Origin of the sequence: uncultured Bacteroides sp. (genome assembly GCF_949298305.1) — a bacterium.
Taxonomy (GTDB): domain Bacteria; phylum Bacteroidota; class Bacteroidia; order Bacteroidales; family Bacteroidaceae; genus Bacteroides.
This window is the reverse complement of record NZ_CASFWU010000010.1, coordinates 1-16747: the sequence shown is the minus strand read 5'-3', so window position 1 is coordinate 16747 and position 16747 is coordinate 1. Positions and strand designations below refer to the sequence as shown.

13 protein-coding genes are annotated in these 16747 nt (G+C 57.5%); 9 read left to right on the top strand and 4 right to left on the bottom strand.

The window, feature by feature from the left end:
• Positions 1–30 precede the first annotated feature (30 nt).
• A complete protein-coding gene (locus tag Q1Y74_RS02345; protein ID WP_300812147.1) occupies positions 31–843 on the top strand; it encodes an amidohydrolase in 813 nt (270 codons plus the stop codon).
• Here the strand turns inward: Q1Y74_RS02345 and Q1Y74_RS02340 are convergent.
• Complete coding sequence (locus Q1Y74_RS02340; protein ID WP_300812108.1) at positions 821–1522, bottom strand: SIMPL domain-containing protein; 702 nt, start codon at positions 1520–1522, stop codon at positions 821–823. The genes Q1Y74_RS02345 and Q1Y74_RS02340 overlap by 23 nt on opposite strands.
• Before the next feature lie 262 nt (positions 1523–1784).
• On the opposite strand from Q1Y74_RS02340, the gene Q1Y74_RS02335 reads away from it, so the two are divergent.
• From Q1Y74_RS02335 to Q1Y74_RS02305, 7 genes are all read left to right on the top strand, one after another.
• Positions 1785–2036 (top strand): hypothetical protein, encoded by a 252-nt coding sequence (locus tag Q1Y74_RS02335; protein WP_300812107.1) that lies wholly within the window; start codon positions 1785–1787, stop codon positions 2034–2036.
• A gap of 139 nt (positions 2037–2175) precedes the next feature.
• On the top strand, positions 2176–3348 hold the full coding sequence (nagA, locus tag Q1Y74_RS02330) for an N-acetylglucosamine-6-phosphate deacetylase (protein WP_300812106.1): 1173 nt from the start codon (positions 2176–2178) through the stop codon (positions 3346–3348).
• Between the two features lie 34 nt (positions 3349–3382).
• Positions 3383–5374: a glucosamine-6-phosphate deaminase gene (locus Q1Y74_RS02325; RefSeq protein WP_300812105.1), complete on the top strand. Its 1992-nt coding sequence runs from the start codon at positions 3383–3385 to the stop codon at positions 5372–5374.
• A gap of 177 nt (positions 5375–5551) precedes the next feature.
• Positions 5552–8473 (top strand): xanthan lyase, encoded by a 2922-nt coding sequence (locus Q1Y74_RS02320; RefSeq protein WP_300812104.1) that lies wholly within the window; start codon positions 5552–5554, stop codon positions 8471–8473.
• Between the two features lie 225 nt (positions 8474–8698).
• The gene (locus Q1Y74_RS02315) at positions 8699–9016 is read left to right on the top strand and encodes a hypothetical protein (RefSeq protein WP_300812103.1); all 318 of its coding nucleotides are present in this window, start codon (positions 8699–8701) and stop codon (positions 9014–9016) included.
• Positions 9017–9024: 8 nt separating this feature from the next.
• A complete protein-coding gene (locus tag Q1Y74_RS02310) occupies positions 9025–9237 on the top strand; it encodes a sulfurtransferase TusA family protein (RefSeq protein WP_300812102.1) in 213 nt (70 codons plus the stop codon).
• A gap of 33 nt (positions 9238–9270) precedes the next feature.
• Positions 9271–11085: a YgiQ family radical SAM protein gene (locus Q1Y74_RS02305; protein ID WP_300812101.1), complete on the top strand. Its 1815-nt coding sequence runs from the start codon at positions 9271–9273 to the stop codon at positions 11083–11085.
• A 387-nt stretch (positions 11086–11472) separates the two neighbouring features.
• Here Q1Y74_RS02305 and Q1Y74_RS02300 read toward each other — a convergent pair whose 3' ends face one another.
• Entirely contained in the window at positions 11473–13899 is a 2427-nt protein-coding gene (locus tag Q1Y74_RS02300; RefSeq protein ID WP_300812100.1) for a glycoside hydrolase family 95 protein, read from the bottom strand.
• A 392-nt stretch (positions 13900–14291) separates the two neighbouring features.
• On the opposite strand from Q1Y74_RS02300, the gene Q1Y74_RS02295 reads away from it, so the two are divergent.
• Positions 14292–14903 (top strand): DUF4143 domain-containing protein, encoded by a 612-nt coding sequence (locus Q1Y74_RS02295; RefSeq protein WP_300812099.1) that lies wholly within the window; start codon positions 14292–14294, stop codon positions 14901–14903.
• On the opposite strand, the gene Q1Y74_RS02290 is transcribed toward Q1Y74_RS02295, so the two are convergent.
• Positions 14897–15871 (bottom strand): YwqG family protein, encoded by a 975-nt coding sequence (locus tag Q1Y74_RS02290; RefSeq protein ID WP_300812098.1) that lies wholly within the window; start codon positions 15869–15871, stop codon positions 14897–14899. The two genes, Q1Y74_RS02295 and Q1Y74_RS02290, sit on opposite strands and share 7 nt — an antisense overlap.
• 90 nt (positions 15872–15961) lie before the next feature.
• A complete protein-coding gene (locus tag Q1Y74_RS02285; RefSeq protein WP_300812097.1) occupies positions 15962–16351 on the bottom strand; it encodes a hypothetical protein in 390 nt (129 codons plus the stop codon).
• Positions 16352–16747: the final 396 nt, after the last annotated feature.

Here is a 16747-nt window from a genome sequence, read left to right as displayed (position 1 = left end):
ATCCACTCCCTATCCCCCTATTCCATCCGTATGAACCCGCTACGCATCACCCTCCTCCAGACCGACATCGCCTGGGAGAACAAGCAGGAAAACCTCCGCCGCCTGCGCGGCGAACTGGAGGCCGTCGGCGGAAAGACAGACCTTGTCGTCCTGCCCGAAACGTTCTCCACCGGCTTCAGCACCAGCACCGCCCTTCAGGCCGAAACGGTAGACGGAGAAACCCTCAGCACCTTGCGCCAATGGGCCGGACAGTACGGCACAGCCCTTGCAGGCAGCTTCATGGCCCGCGACGAAGCCTGCGGGCCGGACGGAAAACCGCGCTACTACAACCGCGCCTTCTTCCTGACACCCGAAGGCGAGAGCTTCTACTACGACAAACGCCACCTCTTCCGCATGGGCGACGAGACAGAACACTTCACCCCCGGCCGCCAACGCCCCATCATCACCTACCGCGGCTGGAACATCCTCCTGCTGGTGTGCTACGACCTGCGCTTCCCCGTCTGGAGCCGCAACACGGACAATGCCTACGACCTGCTGATTTACGTGGCCAACTGGCCCGCCTCGCGCCGCCGGGTATGGGACATCCTGCTCCAGGCCCGCGCGCTGGAAAACATGTGCTACGTCTGCGGCGTGAACCGCATCGGGACAGACGGCAACGGACTGCCCCACAACGGCGGCAGCATCCTCTACTCCCCCAAGGGCCTTCCGCTTGCCACCCTGACAGACAACAAGGAGGGCGCTGCCACCGCAACGCTCTCCCTGGACAGTCTGAAGGAATTCAGAGCCAAATTCCCCGTCTGGATGGATGCCGACCGCTTTACTATTTCCGCAGATAATAGTTGATGGTGGTCACCACCCGTATGCTTTTTATATAAGGTGTATTGGCGTCGCGGTCCGAAATGGTGAACTGACCCTGCGAAGCGTTGCGTATCTTGCCCAGCTTGCTGTCCGAGTCCTTGGCAAACTTCTCGGCTGCCGCGCGGGCGTTCTTCGTGGCCTCTTCTATCATTTGCGGCTTCACATTGTTCAGCCCAGTAAACTCATAAACCACGTTGTAGCGGTAGTCGCCGCCCGTAATGGCAATCCCCTGCTTCATCAGTTCGGCCTGCTCGGACATGAGCTTGCGCACCTTGTCCACGTTCTTCGACGTCACGGTAATGACCGACGTGGCGTTGTAGCGATAGTTCACGTTGCGGTCGGCATAGCGTTCGGCCTGCATGTCTATCACCTCGGGCGGGGCAATGCTGATTTCCTCCTCGCCGATGCCGTTCGACTTCAGGAACTCCACGATGGCCTTGTTCTTCTGCTCCAGATTGGTATAGAGCGCAGCCGGGTCGTTGCCGATGTCCTTATAGACCAGCGGCCACACCACCTTGTCGGCCGGCACTTCCATTTCGGCCAGTCCCTTCACCGTCACCACCCGTTCCTTGTCCTTGAAATCGTTGATGCCGTTCCTGATCATCACGCCCAGCATGATGATACCGATGGCGATGATTATCGCCTCAATTCTCCAATTCTTCATAAGCCCTTGAATTTAAAATATGTGCGTACAAACATAATCAAAATTCTGCATATTCCTCCCCCTTTAGGAATTTTTATCCATATTCTAACCTGCAAACATGGCTTACGAACCATGCAAGCATTCACCGCAGACCATGCAAGCATCCACCGCAGACCATGCAAGCATCCACCGCAGACCATGCAAGCATCCGATACGGACTGTGCAAACATCCGACAAACTCCATGTCCATCATCAAATTTCAAATGACCGGGCACCACAGAGTATGCCAGATTTCACAGGACATAAGCCCCTTGTTTCCACCGTTTCAGCCTTCACATACCTCAATGAAGGCTTCTTCAGAAAAAAACTTCACGCTTTCACAGGCCTTTTTGAAGCTGACAGACAGACAAATTCGGTGAAAGCAGAAGTTTCACACCGGGCGCACACTGCTTGCGGAAGAAGGCAAATAGCAGGTGGAATAACTCCAAATTTTGCGAAAGCAACGCATGGTTTGCAAATGCGCCATCAACATTGAAAGCACGAATTTGTACTTTTTAAAGAAAATACCACGATATAGGGAGTGTATCATAGCTAAAAAGTCCCTACATTTGTAAATTGAAAAACAACGTCAACTGACAAGACTTTATAAAACAATAACTTTAATCCTAAATCCTATGTTGACTCAATTAATCAATGCCCGCATCCTGACACCTCAGGGATGGCTGAAGGACGGTTCCGTACTCATCAGGGACAACAAAATTCTGGAGGTGACCAACTGCGACCTGGCTGTAATCGGTGCCCAAGTCATCGATGTGAAAGGCATGTACGTGCTGCCGGGAGGGGTGGAAATCCATGTGCATGGCGGCGGCGGACGCGACTTTATGGAATGTACCGAAGACGCTTTCCGAGCTGCAGTCCGCACACACATGAAGTATGGTACCACCAGTATCTTCCCCACTCTTTCCTCCTCCACCGTGCCCATGATTGAACAGGCCGCAGAGACCTGCACCAAGCTGATGGCAGAAAAGGACAGCCCCATTCTGGGCCTGCACCTGGAAGGCCATTACCTGAACATGGCCATGGCAGGCGGACAAATGCCTGAGAACATCAAGAACCCCGACCCCTACGAATACATCCCCATTGTAGAGAAATGGTCCTGCATCAAACGTTGGGATGCCGCTCCCGAATTGCCTGGTGCCATGCAGTTCGGCAAGTACATCACAGCCAAGGGGATATTGGCCTCAGTAGCCCATACACAGGCCGAGTTTGAAGACATCCGCACCGGTTACGAAGCCGGCTATACTCATGCCACCCACTTCTACAATGCCATGCCGGGCTTCCACAAACGCCGCGAGTACAAGTACGAAGGCACGGTGGAAAGCATCTACCTGATGGACAACATGACCGTAGAGGTTGTGGCAGACGGCATCCATGTACCGCCCACCATCCTGCGTCTGGTCTATAAGATAAAAGGTGTGGAGCGCACCTGCCTCATCACCGATGCCCTGGCATGCGCCGCCAGCGACAGCCAGGAAGCGTTCGACCCGCGCGTCATCATCGAAGACGGAGTCTGCAAGCTGGCCGACCGCTCGGCACTGGCCGGCAGTGTGGCCACCATGGACCGCCTGATACGCACCATGGTGCAGAAGGCAGACATTCCCCTGGCGGATGCCGTACGCATGGCTTCGGAAACGCCCGCACGCATCATGGGTGTCTACGACCGCAAGGGCTCGCTCCAGAAAGGCAAAGACGCCGACATCATCGTCATGGACGACGAACTTAAAATCAGAGCCGTATGGGCCATGGGGCAGCTCGTGCCCGAAACGGACACCTTATCCATCTCGTGACAATCTTTTTTTATTCATTTAATATTTCTATTTTATGAAAACCAATCTCAGTTCCCAAATCACTCTCAACAGAGTCTCCACCAGGTATTACAGACCCGAAAATGCCTTTGAACGGTCGGTGCTGACACGGTTGGAGAAAATTCCGACAGACATCTATGAATCGCCGGAAGAAGGAGCCAAACAGGTGGCTCTCGACATAGCACAGGCTATCCGCGAGAAACAGAAAGCGGGCCGCTTCTGCGTGCTGGCATTGGCTGGCGGAAACACACCGCGCAATGTGTATTCAGCCCTCATCCGGATGCACCAGGAAGAAGGATTGAGTTTCCGCAACGTCATTGTATTCAACCTCTACGAATATTATCCCCTTGCCGCAGACGCCATCAACAGCAACCTGAACTCACTGAAAGAAATGTTGTTGGACCATGTGGACATTGACCCGCAAAACATCTTCAGCCCCAACGGAAACATGCCCAAAGACACCATCTTCGAGTACTGCCGACTCTACGAACAGCGCATCGAAAGTTTCGGTGGAATTGACATAGCCCTGCTGGGCATCGGCCGCGTGGGCAACATCGGCTTCAACGAGCCGGGCTCACGCCTGAACTCCACGACCCGCCTGATTCTGTTGGACAATGCCTCACGCAACGATGCCGCCAAAATGTTCGGCAACATCGAGAATACCCCCATCAGCTCCATCACCATGGGCGTGGCCACCATCCTGGCCGCCAAGAAGATTTACCTGATGGCCTGGGGTGAGGAAAAGGCCAAGATGATTAAAGAATGCGTGGAAGGCAACATTACGGACACCATCCCGGCCTCTTACCTGCAGACGCACAACAATGCGCATGTAGCCATCGACCTCAGCGCCGCAGCCAACCTGACGCGCATCCAGCGTCCGTGGCTGGTTACGTCGTGCGAATGGAACGACAAGCTGATACGCAGCGCCATCGTATGGCTGTGCCAGCTCACCGGCAAGCCCATCCTGAAACTGACCAACAAGGACTACAACGAGAACGGTCTGAGCGAACTGCTGGCCCTCTACGGTTCGGCCTACAATGTCAACATCAAGATATTCAACGACCTCCAGCACACCATCACAGGCTGGCCAGGCGGAAAGCCGAATGCCGACGATACTTATCGTCCCGAACGGGCCATGCCTTACCCCAAACGTGTGGTTGTCTTCTCGCCCCATCCCGATGACGACGTCATCTCCATGGGAGGCACCATCCGCCGCCTGGTAGAGCAGAAGCACGACGTGCACGTGGCCTACGAGACCAGCGGCAACATTGCCGTGGGCGACGAAGAAGTCATCCGCTTCCTGCACTTCATCAACGGTTTCAACCAGCTCTTCAACAACAGTGCCGACCAGACCATCAACGAAAAGTACAAGGAAATCCGCCAATTCCTGCGTGAGAAGAAGGACGGCGACATGGACACGCGCGACATCCTCACCATCAAGGGCCTGATACGCCGCGGCGAAGCACGCACGGCCTGCACGTACAACAACATCCCGCTTGACCACTGCCACTTCCTCGACCTGCCCTTCTACGAGACCGGCAAGATACAGAAGAACCCCATCAGCGAGGCCGATGTGGAAATCGTGCGCAACCTGCTGCGTGAGGTGAAGCCTCATCAGATTTTCGTGGCAGGCGACCTGGCCGACCCGCACGGCACACACCGTGTCTGCACCGACGCAGTCTTCGCTGCCATCGACCTGGAGAAGGAAGAGGGTGCCGAATGGTTGAAGGAATGCCGCATCTGGATGTATCGCGGAGCCTGGGCCGAATGGGAAATCGAGAACATCGAGATGGCTGTCCCCATCAGCCCCGAAGAGCTTCGTGCCAAACGCAACTCCATCCTGAAGCACCAAAGCCAGATGGAGAGCGCGCCTTTCCTGGGCAACGACGAGCGCCTGTTCTGGCAGCGCAGCGAAGACCGCAACCGCGGCACGGCTGCTCTCTACGACAGCCTCGGCCTGGCATCCTACGAAGCCATGGAGGCTTTTGTGGAGTACATTCCGTTGTAAAGTTTGCTAAATCGAAACAAGAAGAGTGGGAAGCACAACGTTTCCCACTCTTTTTTTATCTACTTTTGCGCCCGAAACAAGAAAAATAGAATAATAAAAAGGTAACATCGGGCATGTCAAGGACAGAATGCCATCTGCTGTCTTCCGCAAACAGCCCATCATCAACCGCCCCACAATATGAAAAAGATTGTTTTCCTGCTATTTCTCCTCTGCTGGGGAAGCAACGCCCTCTTTGCGCAAGACATCGAACAGAATGTGAAAGAGCGGCTCCAGACGTTTTTCAGACAATACACTTGCTCGGCAACGGACATCGGCACCTGTCGGCTGGACAGTTTCCGCATTGACTACCCCCGCAAGGAAATCTTCATCTATGCCAACGACCGCTTCGCCTACCAGCCCTTCAGGCAAGAGATTACCGACGGCATCTACCGCAGCATCCGCCAACTGCTTCCCGGCCCTGTACGCTACTACGACGTCATCCTCTCGGCCGGCGGACGCCCCATTGAAGAACTGATACCCAACTATTACCGCAAGAAGAAGCAGGACAAGAACCGCCTGTTCAGCAAGCTGGAGTACAAGGGAAATCCATGGGTGAGCCGCACTTCCCGCCCCTACGACATCAGCCGCGGACTGGAAGGCAAGCACATCGCCCTCTGGCAGAGCCATGGCAAGTACTACCTCAACGACAAAGGTAAGTGGGGTTGGCAGCGTCCGCGCCTGTTCTGCACCACCGAAGACCAGTTCACCCAATCCTTTGTCCTCCCCTACCTCATCCCCATGCTCGAAAATGCCGGTGCCATCGTCTTCACCCCCCGCGAACGCGACACACAGAGGCTGGAAGTCATTGTGGACAACGACAACACTCCTGCCGGCAACCGCTCGCTCTACATCGAAGGCAAAAGCCGCAAGGCCGACTGGCGGACAACGGACAAACCCGGCTTTGCCCAACGCAAAAGGACGTACAACGACGGAGAGAATCCCTTCCTGGACGGCACAGCCCGCTTTGCCCCCACCGAGAAGAAAAAAGACCGCGCCTTTGCCGAGTGGGTGCCTGACATACCCGAGACGGGCGAATATGCCGTCTACGTCTCTTACCAGACCCTTCCGCAAAGCGTGAGCGATGCCAAATACCTGGTGTTTCACAACGGAGGCGTCACCGAGTTCAAGGTCAACCAGCAGATGGGTGGAGGCACCTGGGTCTATCTGGGCACCTTCATGTTCGACAAGGGTTGCAACGACTACGGCATGGTGGTACTGAGCAACGAAAGCAAGGAAAAAGGTGTGGTTTGCGCCGATGCCGTCCGCTTTGGCGGCGGCATGGGCAACATCCGCCGGGGCGGACAAATCAGCGGCCTGCCCCGCTACCTGGAGGGAGCACGCTACTCCGCCCAGTGGGCAGGTATGCCTACCTCTGTCTACGGCAGGCCACAGGCCGACAACGACTATGACGACGACATCAACACCCGCTCGCGAATGCTCAACTACCTGTCGGGCAGCTCCGTCTTCAACCCCGAAGAAAAAGGACTGGGCGTACCTTTCGAGATGAGCATGGCCCTGCACAGCGATGCCGGCTACAGCCAGGAGGACCGCATCGTAGGCACCTTGGGCATCTATACCACCAACTTCAACAACGGCCTGCTCTCCGCCCGCACCGACCGCTATGCCTCGCGCGACCTGTCGGACATCCTGCTCACCCAACTGCAGCGGGACATACGCTCCACCTTCAACACCGACTGGACACGCCGCAGCCTGTGGGACCGCAATTATAGCGAGACACGCCTGCCCGCCGTGCCGTCCACCATTGTAGAGCTTCTCTCACACCAGAACTTTGCCGACATGCAGCTGGGTCACGACCCCAACTTCAAGTTCACCGTGGGCCGTTCGCTCTACAAGGCCATCCTGCAATACCTCTGCAACCAGCATGGCGAGGACTACGTGGTGCAACCCCTGCCCGTCAGCCGCTTTGCCATCCGGTTCGGGCGGAAGAAGAACACCCTCGAACTGACCTGGCAGGGCGTGGAAGACCCGCTGGAACCCACCGCCACACCTCGCGAATACATTGTCTATACGCGCATCGGGCGGGGCGGATTCGACAACGGCGTGCGTGTCAGCAACCCCTCCTATACCGCCAAGATAGAGCCGGGCATTGTCTATTCGTTCAAGGTGACAGCCGTCAACCGCGGCGGCGAGAGCTTTCCCTCCGAGATACTCTCCGCCTACAAGGCCAAGCGCGAAGAGAGCCGGGTACTCATCGTGAACGGCTTCGACCGCATCAGTGGCCCTGCTGTCATCAACAACGCCCAACAGGCAGGCTTCGACCTCTCGCAAGATGCGGGCGTCCCCTACCTCTACGACATCTCGCTCTGTGGAGCCCAGCAGGACTTCAACCGCAAGAATGCAGGCAAGACCCTGGGCGAAAGCAGCAGCGAGCTGGAAGGAGTCAGGATAGCGGGCAACACTTTCGACTATCCCTTCATACACGGCAAGGCCATTCAGGCCGCAGGCGGCTACAGCTTTGTTTCGTGCAGCGACGAAGCGGTGGAGAACGGCGTAGTCTCATTGGAAGATTACCCGATAGTAGACCTCATCTTGGGTTTGGAGAAGGACGACGCTGCCAGCAACCCCGCCCGCAACGTGCGCTACAAGACCTTCTCCTCGGCCATGCAGCGCGTCCTCACCTCCTACTGCCGTTCGGGCGGCAACCTGCTGGTCAGCGGTGCCTACGTGACGAGCGACATGGACGGCTCGCAAGGCGACCAGGAGTTTGTGAGCGAAGTGCTGAAGTGCCGCTTCGGCGCCAGCATCAAGGGAGGCGGCGACCAGACCTACATCCGCGGACTGGGACGCACATTCAGTTTCCCCGCCACTCCCAACGAGGACAGCTATGCCGTCCCTGCGTCCGACTGCATCCTGCCCGTAGCGCCCGCCTTCACAGCCCTGACATACGCCTACGGCAACCTGTCCTCCGCTACGGCCTATCGGGGCAACGACTACCGCACCTTCGTCATGGGCTTCCCCTTCGAGAGCATCCGACAGGAAACGGACCGTGCCGCCATCATGGCCTCCATCCTGAAGTTCTTGTCGGCGAGCAACGAGTGATGAGCTATGAGCTACAAGTGAATACTACTTCTGTCCAACACGTAGCTCGTAAATCGTAGCTTGTAGCTCGTAGCCCGTAGCTCGTAGCTCGTAAATCGTAGCTTGTAGCTCGTAGCTCATCACTAAAAAAAACTTTGCCAAACGCTGTGCATTCTCTGACGAAAAAGTTATCTTTGTTCCAACAGAAAAAGAAACATTAATCATTAACCGCAAAATTATTGACTCATGTACACTATACAAGCAAACCCCAGCGGCACCCGCACCATGGAGATTTCGGAAGAAAATCTGGCAACGATTGAGAAGTATGGACTTTTCCGCCATCTCATTGACAGCAACGGCATTGTGGACGAGACGGTGCTCGACAAACTGAAGCTGAACATCCGCTCGCTGATTGCCGCCCAGGAGGAAGACAGCAAAGACCTGCTCGACCTCTGCATCGACGTCATCTACCACAACAACATGAAAGCCTTCGGATTGCAGCAGCTCATCCGTCTCTATCTGCAATGGCTTTCCCAACAGGAACCCCTCGAAGAGGAAGAATAAGAAAGAGAATGAAAACTATCGACACCTGCGGACAGAAGCGTTACAGCCCGCTCATCCCTGCCGTCAAAGCCTTGTGCGAAGCGGCTCAGGGTGAGAAGCTGGAAATCGTCATGGACAGCCCCGAAGCCTTCAACGACCTGAAAGAATACCTGGCCGAACAGCAGATAGGCTTCCGCGAAATCTACGACGGGCAGCGGATGTCCGTGCAATTTACCAAATAAATCCAGTCCAATCCAACCCTGCTTTTGCCACCCATGAGAGAATACCGACTGACCGACTGGTTGCCCACCACCAAAAAAGAAGTGGAACTTCGTGGGTGGGACGAACTGGATGTCATTATCTTCAGCGGCGACGCCTACGTGGACCATCCCTCGTTCGGCGCCGCTGTCATTGGCCGCATCCTTGAGGCTGAGGGGCTTCGTGTGGCCCTGGTACCCCAACCCAACTGGCGCGACGACCTGCGCGACTTCAAGAAACTGGGCCGTCCCCGCCTGTTCTTTGGCGTATCGGCCGGCTGCATGGACTCCATGGTGAACAAGTACACCGCCAACAAGCGTCTGCGCAGCGACGACGCCTACACACCCGACGCACGCCCCGACATGCGCCCCGAATACCCCTCCATTGTCTACACCCAGATACTGAAGAGGCTCTTCCCCGATGTGCCCGTCTTTCTGGGAGGCATCGAGGCCAGCATGCGCCGCCTCACCCACTACGACTACTGGCAGGACCGCGTGCGCCCCAGCATCCTGCTGGACAGCGGTGCCGACCTGCTCATCTATGGCATGGGCGAGAAGCCCGTCGTCGAGCTGGCCCGACGCATGAAGGAAGGCCTCCACGTGGAGGACGTCCCCCAGATAGCCTACCTTGCCCGCGAAGTCAGCCCCCGGGAGGGAGACATCACCCTCTACCCGCACGAAGAATGCCTGAAGGACAAGAAGAAGGAGGCCGCCAACTTCCGCCACATCGAGGAGGAGAGCAACAAGTACGCCGCCTCGCGCATCGTGCAGGCGGTGGGCAAGCAAGTGGTGGTGGTCAACCCGCCCTATCCGCCCCTCACCACCGAGGAGCTCGACCACTCGTTCGACCTGCCCTACACGCGCCTGCCCCATCCCAAGTACAAGGGCAAGCGCATCCCCGCCTACGACATGATCAAGCACTCCATCAACATCCACCGCGGATGCTTCGGTGGGTGCGCTTTCTGCACCATCTCCGCCCATCAAGGCAAGTTCATCGTGAGCCGCAGCAAGGAGAGCATCCTGCGCGAGGTGGAGGCCGTCACGAAGCTGCCCGACTTCAAAGGCTACCTGAGCGATTTGGGCGGCCCCAGCGCCAACATGTACCGCATGCAGGGCACCAACCTGGAGTTGTGCAAAAAGTGCAAGCGCCCCTCGTGCATCTACCCCAAGGTGTGCCCCAACCTGAACACCGACCATCGCCCCCTGCTCGACATCTACCACGCCGTAGACGCCCTGCCGGGCATCAAGAAGTCATTCATAGGCAGCGGCGTGCGCTATGACCTCCTGCTCCACGAGAGCAAAGACCCCAAGGTGAACCAAAGCACCCGCGAGTACACCCGCGAACTCATCACCCGCCACGTCAGCGGACGGCTGAAGGTGGCACCCGAACACACCAGCCCGCGCGTGCTCAACGTCATGCGCAAGCCGCCCTTCGCCCAGTTTGAGACGTTCAAGAAAATCTTCGACCGCATCAACCAGGAAGAAGGTCTGCGCCAGCAGCTCATCCCCTACTTCATCTCCAGCCACCCCGGCTGCCACGAAGAGGACATGGCCGAGCTGGCTGTCATCACCAAGCGGCTCGACTTCCACCTGGAGCAGGTGCAGGACTTCACGCCCACACCCATGACCGTCAGCACCGAAGCCTGGTACACAGGCTATCACCCCTACACGCTCGAACCTGTGTTCAGCGCCAAGACGCAACGCGAGAAGCTGGCCCAACGCCAGTTCTTCTTCTGGTACAAACCCGAAGAGCGCCGCAACATCATCAACGAGCTGCGCCGCATCGGACGGGCCGACCTGATAGACAAGCTGTATGGAAGAAGAGGGGGATGATTTCAGAGTTTGGGATTCCAATCAAATGAATATGGCACACAGATGACACAGATACTACAGATTATCACAGCTTTATGGCATCTTGCCACATCCATCTGCGATTATCAAGTCCTATCTGTGCCATCTGTGGTTAAAAAAGTCCCCCGACACTCACTCGATTTCTGATTTCAGAACCCTCAAAACCCAGAAACCGCTTCGGGCATGTCGCCCGGCCGCCACACCTATGCCCGGCAGGTTGGCCACCTTCTTTTCCCCTCGCTTCCTACCCTACGATTATACTTTCACCACAGATTACACAGGTTACTTTTTTCTGATTATCCTTGTTTTAAACAATCTGTGCCAATCGGTGCAATCTGTGGTGAATTTTCCACACACTCCGCCGTCCGCTTACAACTCCCAGCTCTCGCCCGCCTTCAGGCTGACGGTTTTCTTCTGTCCGTTGAAGCGCAGCTGTGTCTTTCCGCCCTTGCGCGAAGTGACGCGGAGGGAAACCACCCGGCCGTCCTTCCACGCCATGTCCACCACAAAGCCTCCGCGGGCGCAGATGCCCTCCACGTGGCCGTCCTTCCACTCTGCGGGCAGGGCGGGCAGCAGGCTGATGGTGCTTTCGGACGACTGCATCAGCATCTCGATGACGCCCGCACAGCCTCCGAAGTTGCCATCTATCTGGAAGGGAGCGTGCGCGTCCAGCAGGTTGGGATAGGTGCCTCCGCCGCGGCGGGCGTCCTTGCCCTTATATCCGTCGGGCGTCACCAGGCGCAGCAGGCGGCGGTAGATGTGGTAGGCGTTCTTGCCGTCGAGCAGGCGGGCATAGAGGTTGACGCGCCAGCCCGTGCTCCACCCCGTCGTGTTGTCGCCCTTGATTTCGAGCGTGCGGGCGCAGGCCTTGGCCAGGTCGGGCGTAGCCGCCACAGAGAGGTGATGGCCCGGATAGAGGCCGAAGAGGTGCGACTGGTGGCGGTGCTGCGGGTCTTCGTCCTTCCAGTCGTGAAACCACTCCTGCAGGTTGCCGTCGGCCCCCACACGGTAGGGCAGCAGGCGCGCCAGCGTCTTGTCCACCTGCTTGCGGAAGTCCTTGTCCACTTTCAGCACCTCGGCCGCCTTGGCGGCGTCCATCAGGCATTCGCGCGTCATGGCGAGGTCGGCCGTACACCCGTAGGAAGTGGCGCCCACATAGCCGTCGGGAGTGACGAACTTATTCTCGGGCGAGGTGCCGGGCGAGGTCATCAGCCAGCCGTCCTTCTCCACCAGCCAGCCGAGGCAGAACTCGGCCGCCCCCTTCAGCACGGGGTAATACCGCCTGAGGAAATCCTTGTCGAGGGTAAACAGGTAGCGCTCCCAGATGTGGGTGGACAGCCACGCGCCGCCCATCGTCCAGCAGGCCCACGAGGGGTCGCCGCCGTTCAGTCCCACGGGGCAGGTCATGGCCCAGATGTCGGTGTTCTGTCCCAGGCACCAGCCCTTGTCCACGCCATAGTAAGCCTTGGCCGTCTCCCCGCCTGTGCGGCTCAGGTTGGCGATGAAATCCATCAACGGCTGGTGCAGCTCGCTCAGGTTGGCCGTCTCGGCCGCCCAGTAGTTTTCCTCCAGGTTGATGTTGCTGGTGTAGTTGCAGCTCCAGGGCGGCAGCAGGCGTTCGTTCCACAGGCCTTGCAGGTTGGCGGGCACGCCTGGCGTGCGCGAGCAGGAGATGAGCAGGTAGCGGCCGAACTGGAAGTAGAGCGCCTCCAGCTCGGGATTGGTCTGCTGCCGGTCGGTATAGAGTTTCAGCTGTTCGTCGGTGGGCAGGGCCGCAATCTCGGGTGCCGTCCGCCCCAGGTCCAGCTTCACGCGGTCGAAGAGGCGTTTGTAGTCGGCCACGTGCGCCTCCCTCAGCTGGTCGTACGTCTTGGCGGCCGCGCGCTCCATGCGCCGCTCCACCAGGCTGCGGTAGTCGCGTCCCTCGCGGGCGGGGTCTTTGTCGAAGCCGTTGAAGCTGGTCACGTTGGCCACCAGCACCAGCGCCTCGCTTGCGCCCTCAATCTTCAGTTCGCCCGAAGGGAAGCTCTTCACACTGCCTCCCTGCGTCAGCACCCTGACCAGCGTACGGAAGCGCGTGCCCCGCTCGGGGTCGTACAGGTGCTTCTCCTTGACGTCGTCCAGGTAAACGGGGTAAGAGTGGTAGGCGGCATAGCCCTCGGCCGCAATCTCGTTGCCGCTGGCCGTCGTGGCGTGGGGCAGTTGCGAGGTGAAGGTCAGCACGGCCTGCAAGCCCTGTACGGCGTCGGACTTCAGGCGGAGCACGATGACCGAGTCGGGCGCCGAGGCAAAGTAGTCGCTCGCCTGCCGCTTCCCTCCCCGCAAGTACTCCGTCCGCGCGGTGGCGTTGCCTATGTCCAGCGTGCGGCGGTAGGCGCTGATTTCGGCAGGCTCGTCCAGGTAGGTGACGGTCAGCTGCCCCAGGGGCTGATAATTCTCGCTGTAGTGTCCCTGCACCCTGCGCTGCTCGCGGTCGGCGCCGCGGTAGTCCTCGTTGTCCAGCAACTCACGAATGACGGGGATGGCCCGATGGGCGTCGGGCGATGTCACCTCGCGGTCGGGCTCGCCAGTCCAGAGGGTAAGGTCGTTGAGCGAGAGCACGTCGCGCTGCGTACCGCCGTAGACGATGGCCCCCATCGTCCCGTTGCCTATCACCAGCGCTTCCTCAAAGTACTCCGCCGGGCGGTTGTAGTGTAATACCAGGTTGTCGTTCTGCGCCGATACCGCGCCTGCGCACAGGCATCCTCCCAGCAGGAGCAGCCCCTGTGCCATGTTTCTCAAAAGTGTATTTTTCATTTCATCTGTTTTTTACGAGTGACGAGCTACAAGCTACGAGCTACCAGTGTGAGCCATGTACGAACGAATGACAAGATGCGAGTACGATGCGTTGCGGCCTTCGGAAAGTTTTTATAGCCTCCCATTGGCAGCTCATAGCACGTTACTCGTAGCTCGTAGCCTGTAGCTAATACTGGTAGCTCGTAGCTTGTCACAAGTTGTCCACAAATGTAATGAAACGTGTGCGGAGAGACAAACGAAAAACTAAGTTTTTCAGGCCGTCCGTCACGAAGTGCCTCCTTCAGCCCTGCGCAAGGCACGTCCATCCCTGACTTTTCACGAAAAACAGATGTTTTTATCCCTGACTTTTTACAGAAAACAGGCGTTTTTATCCCTGACTTTTTACAGCAGCCTTGCAGACAGGCGGCAAATTCGTCTTCAGCCAGGTACAAGGCAACTACCGCAGCGAGAAGGTCAAGGCCGCACTGGAGTTACTGACAGACGCCGGGCTCATCAAACCCGTCGTACACACCGCCGCCAATGGAGTGCCTCTTGGAGCTGAGACAAACGATAAGTTTGTAAAATACCTGTTCCTGGACAGCGGTCTGCTGCTGCGCCTGTTGGGGTTGGAAAACACAGGCGGACTATCCGAAATGTCCAGGCTCATTCTTGTCGGCACAGCCTCCGACCTGGTAAACAAAGGGTCTCTGACCGAAATGGTGGCAGGACTGGAGATGCTCAAATACAGCCCACCCACCCAAAGGCACGACTTGTACTACTGGCAGAACCTATCCAGAGGCTCGCAGGCAGAAGTCGACTACGTAATTGCCAAGGACATGAAGGCGGTACCCGTAGAGGTCAAGGCCGGCACAAGCGGCTCCATGAAGAGCATGTACCAGTTTATGTCCGACAAGCAACTGGATTATGGCATCCGGACCTCGCTGGAAAACTTCGGCCAATTGGACAGGATTGACATCATCCCGCTTTATGCCTTGTCCAACATCTTCAAGAGCCCCCGTCAGTAGTAGAACAGCGCCCCCTCCACCCTGTCCCACCGGCGTGCCCTGAGGTCGTCCTCCGAGAGGAGGAAGTAGTACATGCCGCAATCGTAGAAGCGCAGGCCCCAGCGGTCGTCCTCGTCAATCTGGAGCAGCGACAAGCAGCCCCGATGCGCCTCCTCCACCTCCTCCTGATAGGGACGGCCCAGCAGGCGGTGTCCGTCTCCCCTGGCTTCCTCCACCCGATGGAAGTCCATCGCCTCCGCCGGACGGAAAACACTCTCGCCCGTGTCCTCCCAATGCAGGTCGTAAGGCTCCAGCCCCTCTTCCCGCTCCGTGTAGAGCACCACCGGCGCCACGTGATGGTCGAGCGGCGAGCCGTGTTCGCCCAGAAAATAATCCAGCGGGGCAAAGAAATAGAGCATCCCCCTGTGGGGCAACAGGTTCTCCTCGTCCAGCGGCGCCAGGTCGGCGCAACGTATCTGGCAGACAAACGTCAGCGGCTCGTCGTAGTGCCCGCCCTCGCCGTCGTCCACCGGCACGCAGGGATAGACCAAATCCTCCGGCAGGTCAGGGGCGCCCCACCAGTGGCTGCGGCCCGTCAGGTCCTCCTCCGCGTCACGGGTCGCAATCAAGATGGCCGCACTGCCGGCCGGCGGCTGCCCGTAGCCGAACCTCATCGTCACCTGGTCGACGCTCAGATACGGATTGTCCATCAGGACAGCGGGCGACTCCACGCTTCCGCCCCGGGGCACCTCATACACCTCGTTGGCCCACCGCAGCACCACCTTCTCCTCCGAGAAAGCCAGCACCTCCACCGCCCCGCAGTCCATATATTCCACCTCAATCCGCATCCCCACACGAAACTCCGCGCAGCCCACACGCGCCTCCCTGCTGTACGTGTTGGCCACCGACATGTCGCGCGTATATCGTGTGGCAACCACGCGCAACTCCGCCCCCTTGCCATTCTTGTCCATATCCTTTCCTGTTTTCATTTTCCTTCAGGCCAGACCGGCCACTTTCAGTATCGGCACCCCTCACTCTCTTGACAACAGCATCCGCCCGGACACCCACGCCACGCCCCGTCAGTCGTCCATCCAGAAGAGGTCGTGGCGGATGCTATCCTTCACGCGCTCCGCATAGTCAGGATGCCGCAATGCCGCCAGGCATTCCTCCTTCGTACCACAGAAATGACAGGACGAGATTTTGTAGCCACCCGGCAAGGCGCCCACCAGCTCCAGGCACCGCCTGTTCTCCGTCTTGTCGCATCCTGCCAGGCTGCCCAGCGAAAACACCCTCAGCCACCAGTCCGTGATGTCCAGCCGTCCCGACTTGTCCCTGAAGGGCACCTTGAGAGGCTCGAACAGCCCGCACTCCGGCACCTCCGTCTCCACCCCCAGAGCCAGCATCCGGGCCGCCAGGCCGATGTCCTCCGTCATTGCCTCGACATACACTTCGTCACTGCTTCCATACATAGAACATAAAATTTAAATTCACCGCTCACCACTCACCACTAACCGCTCACATCCGTCCCTCTTCCCAAAGCAAAGATAAGTACAAAAAAGCGAAAAGCCATAAAACAGGCATCCGTAACCTGTGAAAATCTGTTAACATAACACAGTTTTCGTGTTAAAAATATCTAAATCATTGAAAAGCAGGGCGATGGAGAGGTCTTTTTATACACATTCCTGCGCTTTTGTTTAGTTTTATTTGCAAAACTATATTTGAGACAGGAAAAAGGTTCATGCCCCAAAAAGCAGTTGCAATCACAGCATTGCAATTACAATTACAATTACAGTTAGCTAAAAATCGATTTTCGGGATGTAGCAAGAAAAAGTAATATTATATATTATATAATATATATATAATAT